This window comes from Duganella alba (assembly GCF_009674495.1).
GTDB lineage: Bacteria > Pseudomonadota > Gammaproteobacteria > Burkholderiales > Burkholderiaceae_D > Rugamonas > Rugamonas alba.
The window spans coordinates 103537-123261 of record NZ_WKJN01000009.1; the positions used below are offsets into that span (position 1 = coordinate 103537).

Annotated in this window: 17 protein-coding genes; 11 read left to right on the forward strand and 6 right to left on the reverse strand. The window is 65.5% G+C overall.

The window, feature by feature from the left end; genetic code table 11:
* Window positions 1-2: 2 nt before the first annotated feature.
* Both GJ695_RS11380 and GJ695_RS11385 read right to left on the reverse strand, forming a co-directional pair.
* Window positions 3-557 (reverse strand): carboxymuconolactone decarboxylase family protein, encoded by a 555-nt coding sequence (locus GJ695_RS11380; protein WP_154364761.1) that lies wholly within the window; start codon window positions 555-557, stop codon window positions 3-5.
* A gap of 92 nt (window positions 558-649) precedes the next feature.
* Window positions 650-1564: an AraC family transcriptional regulator gene (locus GJ695_RS11385; RefSeq protein WP_154364763.1), complete on the reverse strand. Its 915-nt coding sequence runs from the start codon at window positions 1562-1564 to the stop codon at window positions 650-652.
* Between the two features lie 133 nt (window positions 1565-1697).
* Here GJ695_RS11385 and GJ695_RS11390 point away from each other — a divergent pair, with 133 nt between their 5' ends.
* Window positions 1698-2240, forward strand: a complete 543-nt coding sequence (locus GJ695_RS11390; protein WP_154359837.1) for an FKBP-type peptidyl-prolyl cis-trans isomerase — start codon at window positions 1698-1700, stop codon at window positions 2238-2240.
* Here the strand turns inward: GJ695_RS11390 and GJ695_RS11395 are convergent.
* The gene (locus tag GJ695_RS11395) at window positions 2237-3229 is read right to left on the reverse strand and encodes a hypothetical protein (RefSeq protein ID WP_154364765.1); all 993 of its coding nucleotides are present in this window, start codon (window positions 3227-3229) and stop codon (window positions 2237-2239) included. The genes GJ695_RS11390 and GJ695_RS11395 overlap by 4 nt on opposite strands.
* A complete protein-coding gene (gene mutS, locus GJ695_RS11400; RefSeq protein ID WP_154364767.1) occupies window positions 3226-5907 on the reverse strand; it encodes a DNA mismatch repair protein MutS in 2682 nt (893 codons plus the stop codon). The genes GJ695_RS11395 and mutS overlap by 4 nt, the downstream gene beginning before the upstream one ends.
* 246 nt (window positions 5908-6153) lie before the next feature.
* Between mutS and GJ695_RS11405 the strand changes: the two genes are divergently transcribed.
* From GJ695_RS11405 to GJ695_RS11440, 8 genes are all read left to right on the forward strand, one after another.
* Window positions 6154-7305: an HlyD family secretion protein gene (locus GJ695_RS11405; protein WP_154364769.1), complete on the forward strand. Its 1152-nt coding sequence runs from the start codon at window positions 6154-6156 to the stop codon at window positions 7303-7305.
* Window positions 7306-7385: 80 nt separating this feature from the next.
* Complete coding sequence (locus GJ695_RS11410; protein WP_208023387.1) at window positions 7386-8882, forward strand: MDR family MFS transporter; 1497 nt, start codon at window positions 7386-7388, stop codon at window positions 8880-8882.
* A 10-nt stretch (window positions 8883-8892) separates the two neighbouring features.
* Window positions 8893-10380: an efflux transporter outer membrane subunit gene (locus GJ695_RS11415; protein ID WP_154364770.1), complete on the forward strand. Its 1488-nt coding sequence runs from the start codon at window positions 8893-8895 to the stop codon at window positions 10378-10380.
* A 48-nt stretch (window positions 10381-10428) separates the two neighbouring features.
* Window positions 10429-11106 (forward strand): TetR/AcrR family transcriptional regulator, encoded by a 678-nt coding sequence (locus GJ695_RS11420; RefSeq protein ID WP_154364771.1) that lies wholly within the window; start codon window positions 10429-10431, stop codon window positions 11104-11106.
* A 39-nt stretch (window positions 11107-11145) separates the two neighbouring features.
* On the forward strand, window positions 11146-11751 hold the full coding sequence (locus tag GJ695_RS11425) for a TetR/AcrR family transcriptional regulator (protein ID WP_154364773.1): 606 nt from the start codon (window positions 11146-11148) through the stop codon (window positions 11749-11751).
* Between the two features lie 111 nt (window positions 11752-11862).
* Window positions 11863-12543, forward strand: a complete 681-nt coding sequence (locus GJ695_RS11430) for a type 1 glutamine amidotransferase domain-containing protein (RefSeq protein WP_154364775.1) — start codon at window positions 11863-11865, stop codon at window positions 12541-12543.
* Between the two features lie 2 nt (window positions 12544-12545).
* A complete protein-coding gene (locus tag GJ695_RS11435; RefSeq protein WP_154364776.1) occupies window positions 12546-13670 on the forward strand; it encodes an alkene reductase in 1125 nt (374 codons plus the stop codon).
* Window positions 13671-13692: 22 nt separating this feature from the next.
* Complete coding sequence (locus GJ695_RS11440) at window positions 13693-14445, forward strand: alpha/beta fold hydrolase (RefSeq protein WP_154364778.1); 753 nt, start codon at window positions 13693-13695, stop codon at window positions 14443-14445.
* Here the strand turns inward: GJ695_RS11440 and GJ695_RS11445 are convergent.
* Both GJ695_RS11445 and GJ695_RS11450 read right to left on the reverse strand, forming a co-directional pair.
* Window positions 14442-15059 carry an NAD(P)-dependent oxidoreductase gene (locus GJ695_RS11445; protein ID WP_154364780.1) on the reverse strand — a complete coding sequence of 206 codons (618 nt, stop codon included), beginning with the start codon at window positions 15057-15059 and terminating at the stop codon, window positions 14442-14444. The genes GJ695_RS11440 and GJ695_RS11445 overlap by 4 nt on opposite strands.
* Entirely contained in the window at window positions 15056-15883 is an 828-nt protein-coding gene (locus GJ695_RS11450; protein WP_154364782.1) for an inositol monophosphatase family protein, read from the reverse strand. Before GJ695_RS11450 ends, GJ695_RS11445 begins: the two co-directional genes overlap by 4 nt.
* A 51-nt stretch (window positions 15884-15934) precedes the next feature.
* Between GJ695_RS11450 and GJ695_RS11455 the strand changes: the two genes are divergently transcribed.
* Complete coding sequence (locus GJ695_RS11455; RefSeq protein ID WP_154364784.1) at window positions 15935-16576, forward strand: TetR/AcrR family transcriptional regulator; 642 nt, start codon at window positions 15935-15937, stop codon at window positions 16574-16576.
* Window positions 16577-16944: 368 nt separating this feature from the next.
* On the forward strand, window positions 16945-19704 hold the full coding sequence (locus GJ695_RS11460) for a TonB-dependent receptor domain-containing protein (protein ID WP_154364786.1): 2760 nt from the start codon (window positions 16945-16947) through the stop codon (window positions 19702-19704).
* Window positions 19705-19725 lie beyond the last annotated feature (21 nt).

Here is a 19725-nt window from a genome sequence, read left to right on the forward strand (position 1 = left end):
GCTTACACGGCTCCCGGCAGGTAAGGTTGCAGCTGCGGATTGACCGGCGTGCCGGCCAGGCTGTTGGCGAAGTTGCACAGCGTCGCCAGGCTGACACCCAGCACCACCTCCAGCGCCTGCTGCTGGTTGTAGCCGGCGGCCAGGAAGGCTTGCAGGTCGGCGTCGTCGACGGCGCCGCGGCGCGCGATCACGGCGCTGGCGAAGGCCGCCACCGCATCCAGTCTGGCGTCGCCGGTCGGCGCACCTTCGTGCAATGCACGCACCGACTCCGGCGACTGGCCGGCTTTCTTCAGCCAGATGGCCGTGTGGCCGGCCACGCAGAAGTCGCAACCATGGATGCGCGCGGCGGTGATCTGCACCACCTCGCGTTCGGCCAGCGACAGGCTGGCGCGCGCGTTGATGGCGGAGACGGTCAGGTAGGTTTCCAGCGCCACCGGCGCATTGGCCAGCACGCCGATCAGATTGGGCAGATAGCCGTTGTTGGCGATCGCTTTTTCCACGAAAGGACGGCTGTCGGCCGGCGCGGTGTCGAGGGTTTGCAGAGTGATTCGGGACATGGCATTTTCCTGTTGAGGTGATGCCATATTATCCGATCATGCCGTCGTCCACACCATGTTCAAAAGTCGTGGTTTTGTGCTCAAACGTCTTTTTATGCGGCGGCGCGCAGCTGGCGGCGATATGCGCCGGGCTGTTCGCCGACGATGCGCTTGAAGGCACGCGTAAAAGCGGCGTGCGATTGGTAGCCAACATGGCTGGCCGCCTGTTCGACCGAATCGCCGGCATTCAGGCGCTGCGCCGCCAGCCGCATGCGCAGCCGCAGCAGGAACTGTGCCGGCGTTACGCCGCCAGCGCCGGTGAAGTGCTTGCAGAACGCCGCGCGCGACATGTGCGCGGCCGACGCCATGCGCGCGATCGACCAGTCCTCGCCGGGACTGCGCAGCATCTCGTCCAGCAGCGCCATGAATTCGCCGCGCTGGGCCAGGGACAGCAGGCCGGCGCTGAGCGCCTCGCGCTGGCTGGCGTGGCGGATCAGATAGAAGAACAGCAGCTCGACCAGTCGCGCGATCAGCGGCGACGGCCGTTCAGGATCGCCGCCGCCCTCGGCCACGATCATGTCGAACAGCGCCGCCGTATGACCCAGCGCCGGATCGGCGCTGCGGCAGACCAGGTATTCGGGGAAGGAGGCGATCACCAGCGGACTCAAAGCGCCGCTGAAGCGGAAAAAGCCGCAGGCCAGGCCGGCGCTGTCCGGCTCCGGCGCCTCGCCCAGCGGCCGCATGGCAGGGCGCTGCAACGGCGTGGCCGGATCGGCCGAAGGGCTGAGGAAGTGCGGCACGTCGCTCATCAGGAACACGCCGTCGCGCGCCTGCAGATGCAGCGGCGGCTGGCCCTCGATGTGCAGCCAGCAGTCGCCGCTCAACACCAGGTGGAAGCTGGACAGCGCCTTGCCGGCCGTGGACGCCCGCCATGGGCCGCAATAGCGGCCCACGTGCATGGCGGCGGCGTCCAGCGCGATGCTGCTGAGCAGCCATTGGGCGAGTTTGTCGGAGGTGGCGGCTTGCATGCCACGATTGTAGAACGGCTGGCGCGCGGCGGCCAGAACGGAATCGGCATATCCTTATGCGCTCGCTGGCCCGAAGCGGCCGCCTGCCGATCCAAGGTATAATCCGGGGCTAATTACAGAAAGGATGCATAACATGAAGATTGCCAAGAATACAGTCGTGACTGTGAACTATAAACTGTCCGATGCCCAGGACAATCTGATCGAAGACGGCCGTCAGCCTATGGTCTACCTGCACGGTGGCTACGAGAACACCCTGCCGAAAATCGAAGAAGAACTGGATGGCAAAGAAGTCGGCTACGCGTCGATTATCCAGATCGAACCGGAAGATGCATTCGGCGACTACGACGCTTCCCTGGTCAAGGTCGAAGCACGCAACCGCCTGCCGGAGCCGCTGGAAGTGGGCATGCAGTTCGAAGGCATGCCGGACGGCGACAGTGGCGAAGAAGCCATGATCTTCACCGTGACCGATATCGCTGACGACAAAGTGGTCCTGGACGGCAATCACCCGCTGGCCGGCATGGCGCTGCGTTTCTCGCTGAACGTGACCGACGTGCGCGAAGCCACCGATGAAGAAATCGCCCACGGCCACGTACACGGCGCCCACGGCCACCACCACGGCGACGAGGACGACGAAGGTGAAGAGGGCGACCACGTCGCCATCCACCCGATTCACTAATCGGTAGTCGCTGCGGCGCTGCCGCCCTTGATGGAGAACAGGGCGGCGGCGCCCGGCGTGACATGCACCTCGGCCCAGTCCGAGGTCATGGTCACATGTCCCACATTCTCGCGCCACTGGATGGCCGGCTCGCCTTGCGCACCTTGCTGCACGGGCTGGGCGTCAATCAGCAGCACCTTCCCCTTGTATTTTTCCGCCATGCCGCGTATCTGCTTGCGCACTTCGGCAAAGCCATCCTGTTTGGTCTGAAAACTCGCCAGCAGCGAGAAGCCTTCCTCCGCCGTCACGCCGGCGTCGCCGTCCGAGAACAGCACCAGTCCCTGCATCTTCTGCCGTTCCGCCAGCGTGAACAAGCGGTGCAGCCAGGCGCGGTTGGCCACCAGACGGTCTTCGAACTCGCTGTTGCGGCCCGCTTCCGGACGATAGTGGTTGTTATTGGCCGGCAGATTGATCGTGGCGAACAGCACCTTGCCGTATTCCCAGTGCGAGTTCTCGGCGTAGCTGCGGAACTTGGCGGTGGACGACAATCGCGTCACCTGCAACTTGCGCGCACCCAGCGATTCGCTGTCGACGTAGAACACTTCGCGCAGGCGGTTCAGGCGTTCGATGGCGTTGGAGCGGCCGGCCGAGTTGAGGCAGGCGCTCCAGTCGCTGCCGGCCAGCGACACGACCATCGGCGCCGCCGATTCGTTGAGCAGGTCGCGGCGCTGGGCGTACAGCTTGTCGCTGCAAGGTTCGGTGGCGGCCTTGATGCCGGTGGCGACCACGAAGGCCGGCGTGGTTTGCGCCACATCGGCGATGGCGCGCTTGAGTGCCGCCTCGTCGCGGCCGTGCTGCAAAGGATGGCCGATGACGCCGAAGGCGAAGGCGCGCACCGTCGCGGCGACCGCAGTGGCGGCGGGCGAGGCGGCGTGCGTCGCCGCCGCAGCCAGCGCCGCCACCCACATGGTGGCGGCGAGCAGCATGCGGCGGCGCGCGCGCGGGGTCATGCTTGCGCCGATTCCGTCAGGCGCTTCAGCTGGTACAAGCGGTCCAGCGCTTCGCGTGGCGTCAGCGCATCCGGGTCCAGATCGTCCAGCGCGTCGAGCAGCTCGCGCATGGCCGGGCTGGCGGCGGCCGGCGCAGGCGCTTCGATCTCTTCATCGTTGGCGTCGACCGACGGCGCGGCGAACAGGTCGAGCTGCGGCGTGGCGTCCAGCGCCTGTGCTTCCAGCCGCGCCAGGTGCTTGCGCGCGGCCTTGATCACAGGCTGCGGCACGCCGGCCAACTGCGCCACCTGCAAGCCGTAGCTTTGCGAGGCCGGGCCGTCCTGCACCGCATGCAGGAACACGATGCTGTCCTTGTGCTCCACCGCCGACAGATGCACGTTGCTGGCGGTCGGATGGCTGTCCGGCAGCTGCGTCAGTTCGAAGTAGTGGGTGGCGAACAGCGAGAAGCTGCGGCTGGTGTCGATCAGGTGACGCGCGATCGCCCATGCCAGCGCCAGGCCGTCGAAGGTCGAGGTGCCACGGCCGATTTCGTCCATCAGCACCAGCGAGTTGGCGGTGGCGCCGTTCAGGATGGCGGCGGCTTCGGTCATCTCCACCATGAAGGTCGAGCGGCCGCCGGCCAGATCGTCGGTGGCGCCGATGCGGGTGAAGATGCGGTCGATCGGGCCGATCACGGCGCTTTGCGCCGGCACGTAGCTGCCCATGTAGGCCAGTAGGGTAATCAAGGCCACCTGGCGCATGAAGGTCGATTTACCGCCCATGTTGGGACCGGTGATCAGCAGCAGGCGGCGCTCGTCGACGAAGCGGCAATCGTTGGCGATGAAGCGTTCGATCTGGTTCTCCACCACCGGATGGCGGCCTTCCTTGATGTTGATGCATGGCGTGTCCACCAGCTCCGGCGCGCACCAGTTGTGGCGCAGCGCGTGGTCGGTGAGGGCGGTCAGCGTGTCCAGCTGCGCCAGCGCGCGGGCGATGGTTTGCAGCGCGCCGATGAACGGCGCGAGGTCGCCCAGCAGCTGGTCGTACAGCATCTTCTCGCGCGCCAGCGCGCGGTCCTGCGCCGACAGCGCCTTGTCTTCAAACGCCTTCAGTTCCGGCGTGATGTAACGCTCGCAGTTCTTCAGCGTCTGGCGGCGGCGGTAGTCGTCCGGCACTTTGGTGGCCTGGCCGTTGGTGACTTCGATGTAGAAGCCGTGCACCTTGTTGTACTCCACGCGCAGATTGGCGATGCCGGTGCGGGCGCGCTCGCGCGTCTCCAGGTCGACCAGGTACTGGCCGGCGTTTTCCGACAGGCCGCGCAGCTCGTCCAGCTCCGCGTCGAAGCCGCGCGCGATCACGCCGCCGTCACGCACCATCACCGCCGGTTCCGGCATCACCGCGCGTTGCAGCAGGTCGAGGCAGGACTCCGGCGTCGACAGATCGGCGTGGATGGCGGCCAGCAGGCCTTGCGCATCGGTCAGGGTGCGCTGCATGCCGTGGCGCAGGGCAGGCAGCTGAATCAGGCCGTCGCGCAGGCTGGCCAGGTCGCGCGGACGCGCCGACAGCAGGGCGATGCGGGTGGTGATGCGTTCGATGTCCGGCACCTGCGCCAGCGTCTGCGACAGCGAACCGGTGGCGTCGGCCTGCGCCAGCGCGGCGATGGCCTGGTGACGCGAACGGGCGATGTGCTGGTCGCGGCGCGCGTGGTGCAGCCAGTGGCGCAGCAGGCGCGAGCCCATGGCGGTGCGGCAGTGGTCCAGCAGCGAGAACAGCGTCGGCGATTCCTGGCCGCGTATCGTCTCGGTCAGTTCCAGGTTGTGGCGGGTGGCGGCGTCGAGGCCGATGAATTCATTTTCGGTTTCGGTGGTCAGCGTGCGCACGTGCTGCAGGCCGCGTCCCTGCGTCGACTGTGCGTAGCGCAGCAGCGCGCCGGCCGCGCCGAAGGCGGCGCCCAGGCCATCGGCGCCGAAGCCGGTCAGCGTGGCGACGGCCAACTGGTCCAGCAGCGCCTTGTGGCCGCTGACGACGTCGAAATGCCATTCCGGCACGCGGTTGACGTGGCAGGCCGTGTATTCCTCAAACAGCTCGCCGTTATCGCCGCGCAGCAGTTCGGCCGGCGAGATGCGTTCCAGCTCCTGCTGGATGCGCGTATTGACCGTATGCGCATCGCCGGAGAACTCCATCAGGCGCAGCGCGCCGCTGGCCAGCGACAGCCACGCCAGGCCGGCGGTGGCCACCTTGCGCTGGCTGATGATGCACAGGGCCAGCAGCGGACGCTCCGATTTTTCCGGCAGCAGGTCGGCATCGGTCAGCGTGCCTGGCGTGACCACGCGCATCACCTTGCGTTCGACCGGGCCCTTGCTGGTGGCCGGATCGCCGATCTGTTCGCAGATGGCGCACGACTCGCCGATCTTGACCAGCTTGGCCAGATAGCCTTCCAGCGAATGGAATGGCACGCCGCACATCTTGATCGGCTGGCCGCCCGACGAACCGCGCGCCGTCAGCGTAATGCCGAGAATGCGCGCCGCCTTTTCCGCGTCTTCGTGGAACAGCTCGTAGAAATCGCCCATGCGGTAGAACACCAGCATGTCCGGGTGCTGGCTCTTGATGCTCATGTACTGCTGCATCATCGGCGTGAGTTTTTCAGTGGGACTGTTCTTGACGGCGGCGGCGTTGATTTCGTTCGGGACGGTGGTCATTGGTTCTTTAGGCGGTGCGATGAGTCTGGTTTGCGGGGGCGGACACCGCCCCCGTGCGTAACCCGTCATTCTAACGCTTTCGGCAACGCTGCTGGTGAAATCGCACCGTCGTCATGGCGAAGCTGGCCACCACCCGGTTAAATACCAGCCTCATCTTTCGTGTGGCACAAGTCCGGTAAACATCATACAATCGTGTGAATTAACACGTTTGTGTGAACTAACGCACTTTTCTCACGAAAGAACCATATGAGCGAACCTGAAAACAAAGGCAACGACAAGCAGGATGACAAGGCGGAGGCGCCTGCCAAAAAGCGGAAAATCCGCGTGGTATTGCTGTCGCTGGGCGCGGTGGCCGTGCTGCTGGGTGGCGGCTGGTTCCTGTATCACGAGCTGATCGGCCAGTACTTCGAGGACACCGACGACGCCTATCTGCGCGCCGACGACATTACCGTCTCGCCCAAGATCAACGGCTACATCGCCGAAGTGCTGGTCAAGGAAAACCAGGACGTGAAGGCCGGCCAGCCGCTGGTGCGCATCGATCCGCGTGACTACAACGCTCAGACTGAACAATATCAGGCCCAGATCGAGATCGCCCACGCGACTGCCGATGCGGTGCGCGCCCAGGTTGCCGAGCAGGAATCGACGGTCGCCCAGATGCGTGCCCAGCTGGCCGCCGCGCGCGACAACGCCGATTTCGCCAAGCGTGAAGTGGCGCGGTATGCGCCGCTGGTCGAGATCGGTGCGGAAAACGCCGAAACGCTGGCCACGCGCCGCAATCAGGCCGAGCAGAGTGCGCGCCAGGTCGCCGCGCAGCAGGCGGCGCTGGACAACGCCGTCAAACACATCGCGTCGCTGCAGGCGCAGGTGCGCCAGGCCGAGGCGCAGTCCGGCACCGCCCGCGCGCAGCTGAAGGCGGCGGACGTCAATCTGGAATCGACCCAGCTGAGTGCTAGCGCCGATGGCCGCGTCGGCGATCTGACCGTGCGGGTGGGGCAGTTCGCCCAGCCCGGCACGCGGCTGATGTCGATCGTGCCACTGAATACGCTCTACATTTCCGCCAACTTCAAGGAAACGCAGATCGGCCGCATGCGGCTCGGCCAGCCGGCCGAAATCAAGATCGATGCCTTGCCCGGCCTGAAGCTGCACGGCCATGTCGAAAGCCTGGCGCCCGGCACCGGCGCGCAGTTCTCGCTGTTGCCGCCGCAAAACGCCACCGGCAACTTCACCAAGATTGTCCAGCGCGTGCCGGTGCGCCTGGCGATCGATGCGACAGCTGAAACCCGACGCGTGCTGGTGCCTGGCCTGTCGCTGAAAGTGGTGGTGGACACCACCAGCGCCAGGGATGCGGTCAAGCAGATCCGTGCCAACGAAGATGCCCACAAAGAGGCGCGCCAGTGAGCGAAGCCGCCAAACCTGACGAGGCCAAACCTGACGCCGCCAAGCCGGCGCCGCCCGAGCGCGCCGACGCCGCCGCCTGGCTGGCGGTAGCGGCCGGCACGCTGGGCGCGCTGATGGCCACGCTCGACATCTCGATCGTCAATTCGTCGCTGCCCACCATCCAGGGGGAAATCGGCGCCAGCGGCACCGAGGGCACCTGGATCGCCACCGGCTACCTGGTGTCGGAAATCGTCATCATTCCGCTGTGCGGCTGGCTGGAGCGGGTGTTCGGCCTGCGCACCTTCCTGTTGGTGGCGGCCGGACTGTTCACGGTGTTTTCCATGCTGTGCGGCTTGTCGACCTCGCTCGGCATGATGATTGTTGGCCGCGTCGGCCAGGGCTTCACCGGCGGCGCCATGATTCCCACGGCCCAGACCATCATCGCCACCCGGCTGCCGCGCAACCAACAGGCGATCGGCACGGCGATGTTTGGCGCGACCGCGATTCTCGGCCCGGTGATCGGACCGCTGATCGGCGGCTGGCTGACCGAGCATCTGAGCTGGCACTACGCCTTCTTCCTGAACCTGCCGATTTGCATCGGCCTGATCGTGTTGCTGCTGGTGGGCCTGCCGCACGTCAAGGCGCAAACCAGCCAGCTGCTGGAGGCGGACTGGCTGGGCATCGCCGGCCTGGCCGCTTTCCTCGGCGGCCTGACGGTGGTGCTGGAAGAGGGCCAGCGCGAACAATGGTTTTCGTCGGAACTGATCATCTGGCTGACGCTGTTGTCGGTCAGCGGCTTCGTGCTGATGATGATCGGACAATTCACCGCCAAGCGGCCGGTGATCCGTCTCAAGCTGCTGCTCAGCCGGCAGTTCGGCAGCGTGGTGGTGATGGGCACCATGATCGGCATGGTGGTGTATGGCACCTCGTATGTGATTCCGCAATTCCTGGCCACCGTGGCCGGCTACAACTCGCTGCAGGCCGGCCAGATCGTGGCGCTGTCGGGCGTGCCCAGCCTGATGATGATGCCGTTTGTGCCCATCCTGTTCCGCAAGCTCGACATCCGGCTGGCGGTCGGCTTTGGCCTGGTGGTACTGGCTTTCAGCGCCTGGATGGAAACCAGCCTGACCGCGCTGGCGGCTGGCGACGACTTCATTCCGTCGCAGCTGATGCGCGGACTGGGCACCATTTTCGCCATGATGTTCCTGAGCCAGGCCGCGATCCAGTCGGTCAGCCGCGAATTTGCGGCCGATGCCTCCGGTCTGTTCAACGCCGCCCGCAACATGGGCGGATCGCTGGCGCTGGCCGGCGTCGCCGTGGTGCAGGACCAGCGGCTGTGGTTCCACCAGCGCCGGCTGGAAGAAACGCTGGACGCCAATCGCGGCGGCGTGCAGGACTACTTGGCGACGCAGGTGCACGCCTTGGGCGGCCTGCCGCAGGCGCTGCAAAGTCTGAACGGCATCGTCCAGGTGCAGGCGCTGACGCTGACCTATATCGACTTGTTCTGGATACTCGCGGTCGGCATCTGCTGCGTGACCCCGCTGGTGCTGTTCCTGCGCCCGCTGAACAAGAATGCACCGCCGGAAGCGGCGCACTAAGGAGAATCTGATGAAGTTACCAACCGTCCCATCCCTGCTGCTCGCTTGCCTGGGCGGCGCCGGCTTGCTGAGCGCCTGCACCACCGTGGGCACCGACTACGCCGGGCCGCCCGTCACGCCGCAGGCGGCGGGTTTTGCCCGCGCCGGCACGCCCGATATGCCGGCCACGCCAGCCGACAGCAAAGCGCTGGCGCACTGGTGGACCGAACTGGGCGATCCGTTGCTGGACCAACTGGTGGACCGCGCGCTGCAAGCCAACCCGAATCTGGCGCTGGCGTCGGCGCGCGTGCGCCAGGCGCGCGCCTCGCTGCGCAGCGAACAGGCCAATGGAAAACCGAAGGGCAGCGCCACGGCGCTGGCGGCACACGCGCATCTGCCGACCTTGGGCAGCGGCAGCGGCAATGACAGCGGCGGCGATGGCGGCAACAACGACAGCCTGTCGATTCCATCCTCGCTCAATCTGTACAGCGTCGGTTTCGACGCCAGCTGGGAAATCGATTTGTTCGGCGGCCAGCGCCGCGCCACCGAAGCGGCCGGCGCGGCAGCCGAAGCAGCGGAAGCCCGACTGGCCGACGCTCAACTGAGCCTGGTGGCCGAAGTGGCGCAGGCCTATGTGAACCTGCGTTCGACGCAGGCGCAGGTGGCGCTCAGCAATGCCGCCATCGAACGCCAGCAGCGCTCGCTTGAGCTGGCGCTGCGCCGCGTCAAAGCCGGCACCGCGTCCGAGTTGGACATCACGCGCCTGCAGGGACAACTGGAAACCACACGTTCCCAGGCCGAGCCGCTGGGTGCGCAGCTCGACGCCTATCGCGACGAACTGGCCATGCTGGTTGGCGTGGCGCCCGGCGCGCTGGATGCGGAACTGGGCGCCGATCCGGCTAACGCGGCGGCGGTGCCGCTGCCTCCGGCCAGCGTGGCAGTCGGCGATCCGACCGCCATGCTGCGCCGCCGTCCAGACATCCGCGCTGCCGAGCGCACCCTGGCGCAACGCCAGGCGCAGATCGGCCAGGCGCAGGCGGCACGCTTTCCCAAGCTGTCCCTGATGGGACTGATCGGCATTGGCGGCACCCACGTCAGCGACCTGACGCATCTGGACGATTACTCCGCCATCATCGCGCCGCAACTGAGCTGGAATGTGCTCGACTTCGGCCGCGTGAATGCGAATATCGAACAGTCGCAAGGCGTGCGCGATGAAGCCGAGGCGCAGTACCGCATTGCCGTGCTGGGCGCGCTGCGCGATGCCGAGGATGCGCTGTCGCGCTTCCGTCAGCGCCGCACCAGTGTGGCGACCATCGCCCGCGCCAAGGCCACCGCCGACCGCGCGGCCGTGCTGACCGCCGCCCGCCAGCGCGCCGGCACCGCGAGTTTGATCGACGTGCTCGATACCGAGCGCCAGCAACTGACGGCGGAGCAGAATCTGGCGCAGGCGCAGGCGGCGCTGACCAACGACTTCATCGCCCTGCAAAAGGCGCTGGGATTGGGCTGGCGTGGCTCCTGACCGCCTGAACTTTATAATAGCGGTTTTCGCTTATTGCAAAGTATAGATATGGATGATGAAAATCCTTCGGCGAGCGCAGGTTCCCGCAAGCTCCGCACGGATGGCGCGCAGGCGCGCGGCCGGATACTGTCCGTCGCGCTGAACCTGTTTGTCAGCAAGGGTTATCACCGCACCTCGGTGCGCGACATCGCCGGCGAGGCCAACGTTAACACCGCCGCCATCCGCTACTACTTCGGCGACAAGGTCGGCCTGTACCGCGCCGCGCTGTACGAACCGGTGCGCGAAAAAATGAACGACGAAGGCGCGCCGTTCGACGAGGCCGGCCTGAGCATCGAAGAATCGATGCTGCGCTTCGCCCGTTCGCGCCTGCTGCCGCTGGGGCAGGGCGAAGCCATCATGTTGAGCGTGCGCCTGCGCATGCGCGAATCGTTCGAACCTACCGGCTTGCTGGACGACGAGCGCTATAAGGCCGAACAGGAACAGCGCCTGCTGCGGGTGCTGGAACGCGCACTGGGTGTGCCGACCAGCGATCCCGACCTGCTGGCGCTGGCCTTTTCGATCCGCGCGCTGGTGGCGTACTCCTACCTGAGCCGCGAGCAAATCTGCAAGGCCGATCCCCACCTGTTCGACAGCCCCGACGGTCTGGCGGCCTGGGCCCAACGCATGGCCGATTACGCCTGCGCGATGGTCAAGGTCGAACGTGAGCGCCGCAACGTGCAAAAATAGTTGTAGACGACTGGTCTATTCGGTGCTAAAGTGTCTTCCATGAACACAGCAACCACCACCGAACCGATTGATGTCCGCGAGAACATTCTGGCGACCGGCCAACGCATCATGGCCGGCAAGGGATTTTCCGCCGTGGGTCTGAACGAGATTCTCACCGGCGCCGGTGTGCCCAAGGGTTCCTTCTACCATTACTTCGGTTCGAAGGACGCGTTTGGCGAAGCTTTGCTGGACAGTTATTTTGTGGATTACCTGGCCGATCTGGACCGCACGCTGGCGCAACCCGGCATGACCATGGCGCAGCGCCTGATGCATTATTTCCAGGTCTGGCAGGACACGCAGTCCTTCCTCGACTGCCAGGGCAAATGCCTGGCGGTGAAGCTGGCGGCGGAAGTGGCGGATTTGTCGGAAGCCATGCGGCTGTCGCTCAAGCGCGGCACCGCCGGCATCGTCAGCCGTCTGGCGGCGGCGATTGAAACCGGCGTGGCGGAAGGCTCGCTGACCATCGACGCCGATGCCGACAGCACGGCAAGCAGCCTGTATCAACTGTGGCTCGGCGCCAGCGTGATGGTCAAGATCAGCCGCAGCACGCAGCCGTTCGAGACGGCGCTGATGACCACGCATCAAATTCTCCACCTTCCCCAGTAAAGGACAGGTGGAACCGGAGCATTTCCATAGGAGATGCTTTTTTTTTGCCAAGTTTATAGACGACTGGTCTACTAATGGCGTAGATATTTAACTAATCAAAGGAGTATCACCATGAAAAAAGTACTGATGGTTCTGACCTCGCACGACAAACTGGGCAACACCGGCCGCAAAACCGGTTTCTGGCTGGAAGAGCTGGCCGCGCCGTATTACGCGTTCAAGGACGCCGGCGCGCAAGTGTTGCTGGCTTCGCCGCTGGGCGGTCAGCCGCCGCTGGACCCGAAGAGCAACGAGCCGTCGTTCCAGACCGAGCTGACCCGCCGCTTTGAAACCGATCCGGCCGCCACCGCGCAACTGGCCGCCACCGTGCGCCTGGACAGCGTCAATCAGGCCGACTTCGACACCGTGTTCTACCCAGGCGGCCACGGCCCGCTGTGGGATCTGGCCGAAGACCGGAACTCGATCGCGCTGATCGAATCCTTCATCGCCGCCAACAAGCCGGTGGCGCTGGTCTGCCACGCGCCCGGCGTGCTGCGCCACGTGAAAACCGCCGCTGGCCGTCCGCTGGTGGAAGGCAAGACGGTGACCGGCTTCACCAACACCGAAGAGGAAGCGGTCGGCCTGACCAACGTCGTGCCATTCCTGGTCGAGGATGAGCTGAAAGCCAAGGGCGGCGTGTATTCCAAGGGAGAGGACTGGGCTTCGTACGTGGTCAGCGACGGTCTGCTGATCACCGGCCAGAATCCAGCCTCGTCGGCCGCCGCCGCCGCGCTGTTGCTGCAACGCCTGGGCTGATCATGAAGAACACCGCATTGCTGGCCCCCGTCAAGCTTGGGCCGTACACCCTGAAAAACCGCATCGTGCTGCCGCCGCTGACGCGCCAGCGCGCCGGCCAACCCGGCGATGTGCCGACCGAGCTGATGGCGCTGTATTACCGTCAGCGCGCCAGCGCCGGCTTCATGGTCACCGAGGGCACGCAGATCGAGCCGCGCGGCCAGGGCTATGCCTGGACGCCGGGTATCTACAGTCCGGCGCAGATCGACGGCTGGAGCAAGGTCACCGAAGCGGTGCATGCCGAAGGCGGCGTGATTTTCGCGCAGCTGTGGCATGTCGGCCGCGTATCGCACACGGCCTTGCAGCCGGACGGCGCGGCGCCCGTCGCACCGTCGGCGATTGCGGCGGACAAGGCGAAAGCCTTCATCGAAACCGGGCCTGGCGCCGGCACGCTGGTGGCGCCGTCGACGCCCAAGGCGCTTAGCGTCGACGAGATCGGTGAACTGGTCGCACTGTATGCGCAGGCTGCGCGCAACGCGCTGGCGGCCGGCTTCGACGGTGTTGAGATCCATGCGGCCAATGGCTACCTGGTGAACCAGTTCATCTCGACCCACGCCAACACGCGCACCGATGCCTATGGCGGCTCGCTGCGGAACCGCCTGCGCTTCCTGCGCGAGGTGGTGCAGGCGGTGGCCGGGGTGGTGGGGCCGGAACGCCTGGGCGTGCGCTTCACGCCGCTGTTCACCAGCACCGAAGAGGACCGCGTGTACATCGGCTTCGTCGAGGACGATCCACACGAAACCTATATCGAAGCGGTCAAGGTGCTGGAGCAGGTGGGCGTGGCTTACCTGTCGATCGCCGAGGCGGACTGGGACAACGCGCCCGATCTGCCGGAGGATTTCCGGCGCGCGGTGCGTCACGCCTATAGCGGCCGCATCATGTACGCCGGCCGCTACACGGCGGAACGCGGCAACCGCCTGCTGGACGCCGGACTGGCCGACCTGATCGCCTTCGGCCGCCCGTTCATCGCCAATCCGGATCTGCCGGCGCGGCTGGCAAACGGCTGGCCGCTCAATCCGCTGAACGCGGCCACGCTGTACGGCGGCGCCGAGCAAGGACTTACCGACTACCCGGCATATGCCAACTGATTAATTTTTGAGGAGAATAAAAATGAATGCAATCCGCCTGGTTTCCGCAGCACTCGCACTGGCTTTCGCCGCCTTGTCGCCGATCTCGGCCATCGCCGCGCCGGTCAGGAACATCGTTCTGGTTCACGGTTTCTTCGCTGACGGCTCCGGCTGGCAGGGTGTCGCCAATATCCTGTTGAAGGACGGCTACCACGTCACGGTGGTGCAGCAGCCGGAGACCTCGCTGGCCGAGGACGTGCAAGCCACCACCGCCGCCATTGACGCCATGGATGGCGACACCATCCTGGTGGGCCACAGCTACGGCGGCATGGTGATCACCGAGGCCGGCGCCAACGCCAAGGTGGCGGGCCTGGTCTATGTCGCCGCGTTCCAGCCGGCGGTGGGCGAGAGCCTGCTGGATCTGGTCAAGCAGATGCCGCCGGCCAGCCATGCGATCAAGCCGACCGCCGACGGTCACCTGTACTTCGATCACGCGCTGTTCCATGCCGACTTTGCCGCCGATCTGGCGCCGGCCGAGGCGCGCTTCATGGCCTTGTCCCAAGTCCTGCCTTCCGTGAAAACGGCTGGCGCGGCGGTGACGCAGGCCGCGTGGACAACCAAGCCGAGCTGGGCGATCGTGTCGACCGCCGACCGCACCGTCAATCCGGAACTGGAGCGCTTCATGGCCCAGCGCGCCGGCAGCAAGGTGGTGGAGATCGACGGCAGCCATGTCGCCTTTATCGCCCACCCGGCCGAGGTGGCGAAGGTGATCGAGCAAGCCGTTGCCCGCAACTAGGCGGCAACGACCGGCGCCGCGCGGATGTAACTGCCGCCTTGCGCCGTCGCCAGGATGAAGGCGGCCAGGTCGGCGCGCGACAGATGTCCGGTCAGCCCGGGACGCAAGGCGGCGCCGGCGCGGTAACGTCCTTGCGCCTGGCCATTGGTCAGCGCGGGCGGGCGCACCAGCGTCCAGTCGGTATCGCTGTCGCGCACCAGCAGTTCCATGTTGTCCTTGTCGCGCATCTTGTCGGCGATTACGCTACGCACGAAGCGGATGAACCAGGATGCGGTGCTGGTCTCCAAAGCGCCGTAAGCGCTGAGCGCGATCAGCCGCCGCACGCCGGCTGCCTGCATGGCCGGCAGGATGCTGCGCACGCCGTCGGTGCAGATGGTGGCTGGTGCGCCTTTGCGTGAACCGAGCACGCTGACAACGGCGTCGGCGTTCCGCACCACCGCTTGCACGGCGACCGCGTCGTCAAAACCGCCGACGATGCGCGACAGGCGAGGGTGGTCGAGCGGCAGGCCGTCCGCGCGGCGCAGCAGCACGCGGACATCATGCCCGGCGTCGAGCGCCTGTTTTACCAGATGGCGTCCGGTGGCGCCCGAGGCGCCGAAAATGGCAAGCTTCATGCGCCGCTCCTTGCCAGCACCGCGAGGGCAGCCGTCGCCAGGGCCGGCGCGCTGGCCAGCAGGGCGTCGCTTCCTGTTTGCCACGGCGCGCCGTGCAGATCGCTCACGCTGCCGCCGGCTTCGCTCACCAGCAGCGCGCCGGCCAGCAAGCCTGAGCGCACCTGGCTGTATTGCCAGAAGATGTCCTGGCGGCCCGCCGCCACCTGAACCAGCTGCAGCGTCGACGGCACCGACACGCGCACCACCAGCGCCGCCTCCAGCATGGCGCTGACCGACTGCCCGATGCGGCGATAGGTGGCGCTGCCTTCCTGCGGCATCGCCTGGCCAGTGCCGGCGACGGCGCTGTTCAACGCGGTTTTCTGCGACGCGCGAATCGGCTGGCCGTTCAGCCACGCGCCGGCGCCGCGCAAGGCGCTGTAGGTGTCGCCGCGGAGCGGCAGATGCACGGCGGTCAGCACCGGCTGGTTGTCGCGCACCAGCGTTGCGGTGACGCCCCAATCGGGCAGGCCATGGATGTGATTGATCGCGCCCTCCACCGGATCGGCCACCCACCATGCGCCGGGCGGCAGCGCGCCGCGGCCTTCTTCATCGTCGTCCCAGCGCGCGGCGGGATGGGCGGCCGACAGCGCGGCGCGCAGCACGGCCAGCGACACGGCGTCGTTGGCGGCGATTGCCGCGCCGATCTCGTCGCGGTTGGACGGACGTGCGTCGGCGTTGAAGCGCGCGGCAACGGCGCGGCCCGCTGCCTGCACGGCGGCGATCGTTTGCGCCAGCAGCGCGATGTCGCCGGCGGCTGGACTGATGGAATTTTCGGTCTGGTTCATGGTGAAAAATAGGCTTGACTAGGAGTAAAAATGATATGAGCATCTCCTGCCATGAACAACTCGCAATCCAGACCGCCCGGCGCGCGGTTGCTGAACCCGCGCAAACAGCCGTCCCAGGCCCGTTCCGCACAAACCGTCGAGACCATACTTGAGGGGGCGGCTCACATTCTGGAGCAGCGCGGACTGGACGCCTACACCACCAACGCCATCGCCGAGCGGGCCGGCGTCAGCATCGGTTCGCTGTACCAGTACTTCCCGACCAAGGATGCGGTCACGGTCGCCCTGATCGAACGCGAGCTGACCGATCTGGTGCGGGAAGCAACGCAAGCCCTGGCGTTGCCGGATCGCTCCGCCGCATTGCGCCAACTGATCGGGATCGCGGTGCGCCACCAGTTGCGCCGGCCGGCGCTGGCCGCGCTGCTGGACGTCGAGCAACGCCGGCTGGCGGCGCTGATGCCGAGCTCCGGCAACGCCATCGCCATGCGCGGCGCGCTGGTCGATTTCCTCGGCGCGGGCACGGGCGCGCTGGCGCCGGAACTGGCGGCCTCCGAGCTGATGGCCATTGTCAGCGCGCTGACGGATGCCGCCGGGCGGCGCGGCGCGGTCGAGCCGGCGGCGCTGGCGGACCGCATCGAAGGGGCGGTCCGAGGTTATTTGCAAACGCTCGCCACGGCGCGGGCCGGTTCAAATTGATTTCCAAAATTCCAAGCCGGTTTCGTATAAGTTGTAACGGGATGTTCCCGACGCTGGCGGACTGATAACCCTTATTTGCAATCTTTCTTCCATAACTGCGGGTTAGGAAAGCTCTTTATTTGGTAAATAAATACTTCATAAATGAAAAATTCGGTAAAGCAATGTAAATTGCTTTACTAAAAGTGCGATTCTTAAATTCACCTTAATGTTTCGTACTTTTTACAATTATGTGGCAAAAGTGAGGCTTTTTGTCCACGCCGTCATTGGTGAAATTTTTCTCGCGTGTTGTGATACGGGCCGACCTTGACTACCCCTTTCAAGGTCAATACGAAGTCGCTAAGGCTCACACAACAAATCGGGAATTTATAATGACCAAAGAAACTGTTATCTCGCGCTCGCTGCGCCTGATGTTCTCCGGCACGGTCGCGTTCGGCGCCATCGCCGGCGCGCATGCGCAGACCGCGCCAGACGCGCCCATGGCCCGCGTGGAAATCACCGGTTCGTCCATCAAGCGCGCGCAAGTCGAAGGCGCGCTGCCGGTCCAGACCGTTACGCGTGAAGATATCGCCAAAACCGGCGCCACCAGCACCGAAGCCCTGCTGGCCAGCATCAGCGCCAATACCGCCGTCGGCGGCACCGTGAGCGCCCAGGGCGCCGGCGCCTCGACCTACGGCCTGGCCGCCGCCTCGCTGCGCGGCCTCGGCTCCAACAAGACGCTGGTGCTGGTCAACGGCCGCCGCCTGGCCAACTTCGCCACCGACGGCACCTCGGTCGACATCAACTCGATCCCGCTGGCCGCCGTGGACCACGTGGAAATCCTGAAGGACGGCGCGTCGGGCGTGTACGGTTCCGACGCCATCGGCGGCGTGATCAACTTCATCCTGCGCAACAACTACAACGGCGTCGAAGTGACCGGCTACGGCAGCGGCACCAAGGACGGCGGCGGCCGCAACACCAAGGCGTCGATCATCGCCGGCTTTGGCGACTTCGACGAAGACCGCTACAACTTCACCGTGTCGGCCGACGTGGCCAAGGAACAGGCCATCTACGGCAGCCAGCGCGGCTACGCCCGTGAATCGTGGAACAACAACGGCCTGCGCGACGCCTCGGCCACCCCGAGCGGCGCGCTGAGCACCTTCAATCCGGTCACCAAGCCGAACGCGGCAGGCATCATCCCGAATGCGCTGGCCACGCTGGGCTCCGGCCTGGGCAACCCGCTGAACGGCGGCGACTGCACCGCCAACGGCAGCCAGTTCGACGCCAACACCGGCAGCTGCCGCTACAACTCGGCCGGCGCCGTGCCGCTGTTCCCGGACGTCACCCGCGCCAACGTGTCGGCCAACTTCCGCTTCAAGCTGAACGAGCAGAACGAATTCTTCGTCGAAGGCTTCCACTCGGAACAGAAAACCACCACCACCGAACAATCGTCGCCGTACAGCGCTTCGTTCCTGTCGACCGACAACGCATTCGCCACCGCCAATGTGTACCCGGCCATCATCCTGTCGCCGAGCAGCCCGTACTATCCATCGTCCTACCTGGCCGCCAACTACCCATCGGTCAATGGCCAGCCGGTGACCGTCAGCTACCGCGCCTTCGACGGCGGCGGCCGTTCGCACGACGACCACGCCAAGATGAGCCATCTGGTGATGGGCTTCCGCGGCACCGTCAAGGGTTACGACTACGATGTGGCGTACACCCACAACTCCAGCAACGTCAGCGAAGACACCATCGCCGGCTACCAGTCGCAGCTGGCCCTGACCAAGCTGCTGAGCAACAACAACGCCTTCAACCCATGGGCCGCCACGCAGTCGCCGGCCCTGGCCCAGCAGATCTACGCCACCAACTACGTTGGCAACATGATCAACTCGACCCTGAGCAATGACTCGCTGAACGCGCGCATCTCGGGCGATCTGTATCAGCTGCCAGCCGGCATGGCCAAGTTCGCCGTGGGCGCGTCGATGACCGACGAGAAGCTGGACCTGAACCCGTCGGCGGCTTACCAGTCGGGCGACATCTCGGGCTACGGCGGCCAGACGCTGCCGCTGTCGGCATCGCGCAACTCGTCGGCGATCTTCGCCGAGCTGAACGCACCGATCCTGAAAAACCTGGAAGCCGACCTGGCCGTCCGCACTGACCGCTACCCGAACGCCACCGCGACCAATCCGAAGGTCAGCTTCCGCTATCAGCCGCTGCAACAGCTGCTGGTGCGCGCTTCCTACGGCCGTGGCTTCCGCGAAGCGGCGCTGCCTGAGCTGAACAATCCGCAGGCGCTGGGCACCAGTGCCAGCTTCACCGATCCGAAGACCAACACCTACGGCCAGTTCAACGTGCTGTCCGGCGGCAACCCGAACCTGAAGCCGGAAAAATCGGAACAGACCTCGGTGGGTATCGTGATCGATCCGATCCCGGGCGCCTCGATCGCGATCGACTACTGGAAGATCAACGTCAACAATCTGGTGACCTCGCTGAGCCCGGAATACATCATCGATCACGAGGATATTCCAGCCTATGGCGCACTGGTGCAGCGTGACGCGGGCGGCAACATCACCCAGATCACCAGCACCAACCTGAACGCCGGCGGTCTGAAAACCGCGGGTGTGGACGTTGATGCGCGCTGGACCATCGCCAAGACCGCCAACTACGGCACCTTCGGCGCCCGTCTGAACGGCACCTACGTCACCAAGTACGACATGACCCTGCCGGACGGCACCGTGCAGCAGAGCGTGGCGCGCACGGTTGACGCCACCGGCTCGCCGCTGAACGCGGTCGCCAATGGCGGCATCATCCTGCGCTGGAAGCATCAGCTGGCGTTTGACTGGAAATACCAGAGCTGGGGCGTCAACCTGACCCAGAACTTCCAGTCCGGCTACCACGACGCGACCCGCGCGGATGAAGACCTGGAAAAATCGGTGACGCCAGTACGTGTCGGCGCGTTCTCGACCTGGGATTCGCAAGTGTCGTACACCGGCGTGAAGAACCTGACCGTGCGTGTAGGCGTGAAGAACCTGTTCAACCGTCAGCCGCCTGAGATCATCGGCCTGGGTAACTACTTCCAGGCTGGCTACGATCCAACCTACTACGATGCACACGGCGCCACCGGCTACGTGTCGGCCAGCTACAAGTTCTAAGCTGTAGCAAGCGTATCGGAA

Bases quoted from the DNA above. Each gene is read 5' to 3' on its own strand.
- GJ695_RS11395 (WP_154364765.1), bottom strand. From the start codon at position 3,229: ATGACCCCGCGCGCGCGCCGCCGCATGCTGCTCGCCGCCACCATGTGG.
- GJ695_RS11450 (WP_154364782.1), bottom strand. From the start codon at position 15,883: ATGAACCAGACCGAAAATTCCATCAGTCCAGCCGCCGGCGACATCGCG.
- GJ695_RS11385 (WP_154364763.1), bottom strand. From the start codon at position 1,564: ATGCAAGCCGCCACCTCCGACAAACTCGCCCAATGGCTGCTCAGCAGC.
- GJ695_RS11405 (WP_154364769.1), top strand. From the start codon at position 6,154: ATGAGCGAACCTGAAAACAAAGGCAACGACAAGCAGGATGACAAGGCG.
- GJ695_RS11380 (WP_154364761.1), bottom strand. From the start codon at position 557: ATGTCCCGAATCACTCTGCAAACCCTCGACACCGCGCCGGCCGACAGC.
- GJ695_RS11435 (WP_154364776.1), top strand. From the start codon at position 12,546: ATGAAGAACACCGCATTGCTGGCCCCCGTCAAGCTTGGGCCGTACACC.
- GJ695_RS11420 (WP_154364771.1), top strand. From the start codon at position 10,429: ATGGATGATGAAAATCCTTCGGCGAGCGCAGGTTCCCGCAAGCTCCGC.
- mutS (WP_154364767.1), bottom strand. From the start codon at position 5,907: ATGACCACCGTCCCGAACGAAATCAACGCCGCCGCCGTCAAGAACAGT.
- GJ695_RS11445 (WP_154364780.1), bottom strand. From the start codon at position 15,059: ATGAAGCTTGCCATTTTCGGCGCCTCGGGCGCCACCGGACGCCATCTG.
- GJ695_RS11425 (WP_154364773.1), top strand. From the start codon at position 11,146: ATGAACACAGCAACCACCACCGAACCGATTGATGTCCGCGAGAACATT.
- GJ695_RS11460 (WP_154364786.1), top strand. From the start codon at position 16,945: ATGACCAAAGAAACTGTTATCTCGCGCTCGCTGCGCCTGATGTTCTCC.
- GJ695_RS11390 (WP_154359837.1), top strand. From the start codon at position 1,698: ATGAAGATTGCCAAGAATACAGTCGTGACTGTGAACTATAAACTGTCC.
- GJ695_RS11430 (WP_154364775.1), top strand. From the start codon at position 11,863: ATGAAAAAAGTACTGATGGTTCTGACCTCGCACGACAAACTGGGCAAC.
- GJ695_RS11455 (WP_154364784.1), top strand. From the start codon at position 15,935: ATGAACAACTCGCAATCCAGACCGCCCGGCGCGCGGTTGCTGAACCCG.
- GJ695_RS11415 (WP_154364770.1), top strand. From the start codon at position 8,893: ATGAAGTTACCAACCGTCCCATCCCTGCTGCTCGCTTGCCTGGGCGGC.
- GJ695_RS11440 (WP_154364778.1), top strand. From the start codon at position 13,693: ATGAATGCAATCCGCCTGGTTTCCGCAGCACTCGCACTGGCTTTCGCC.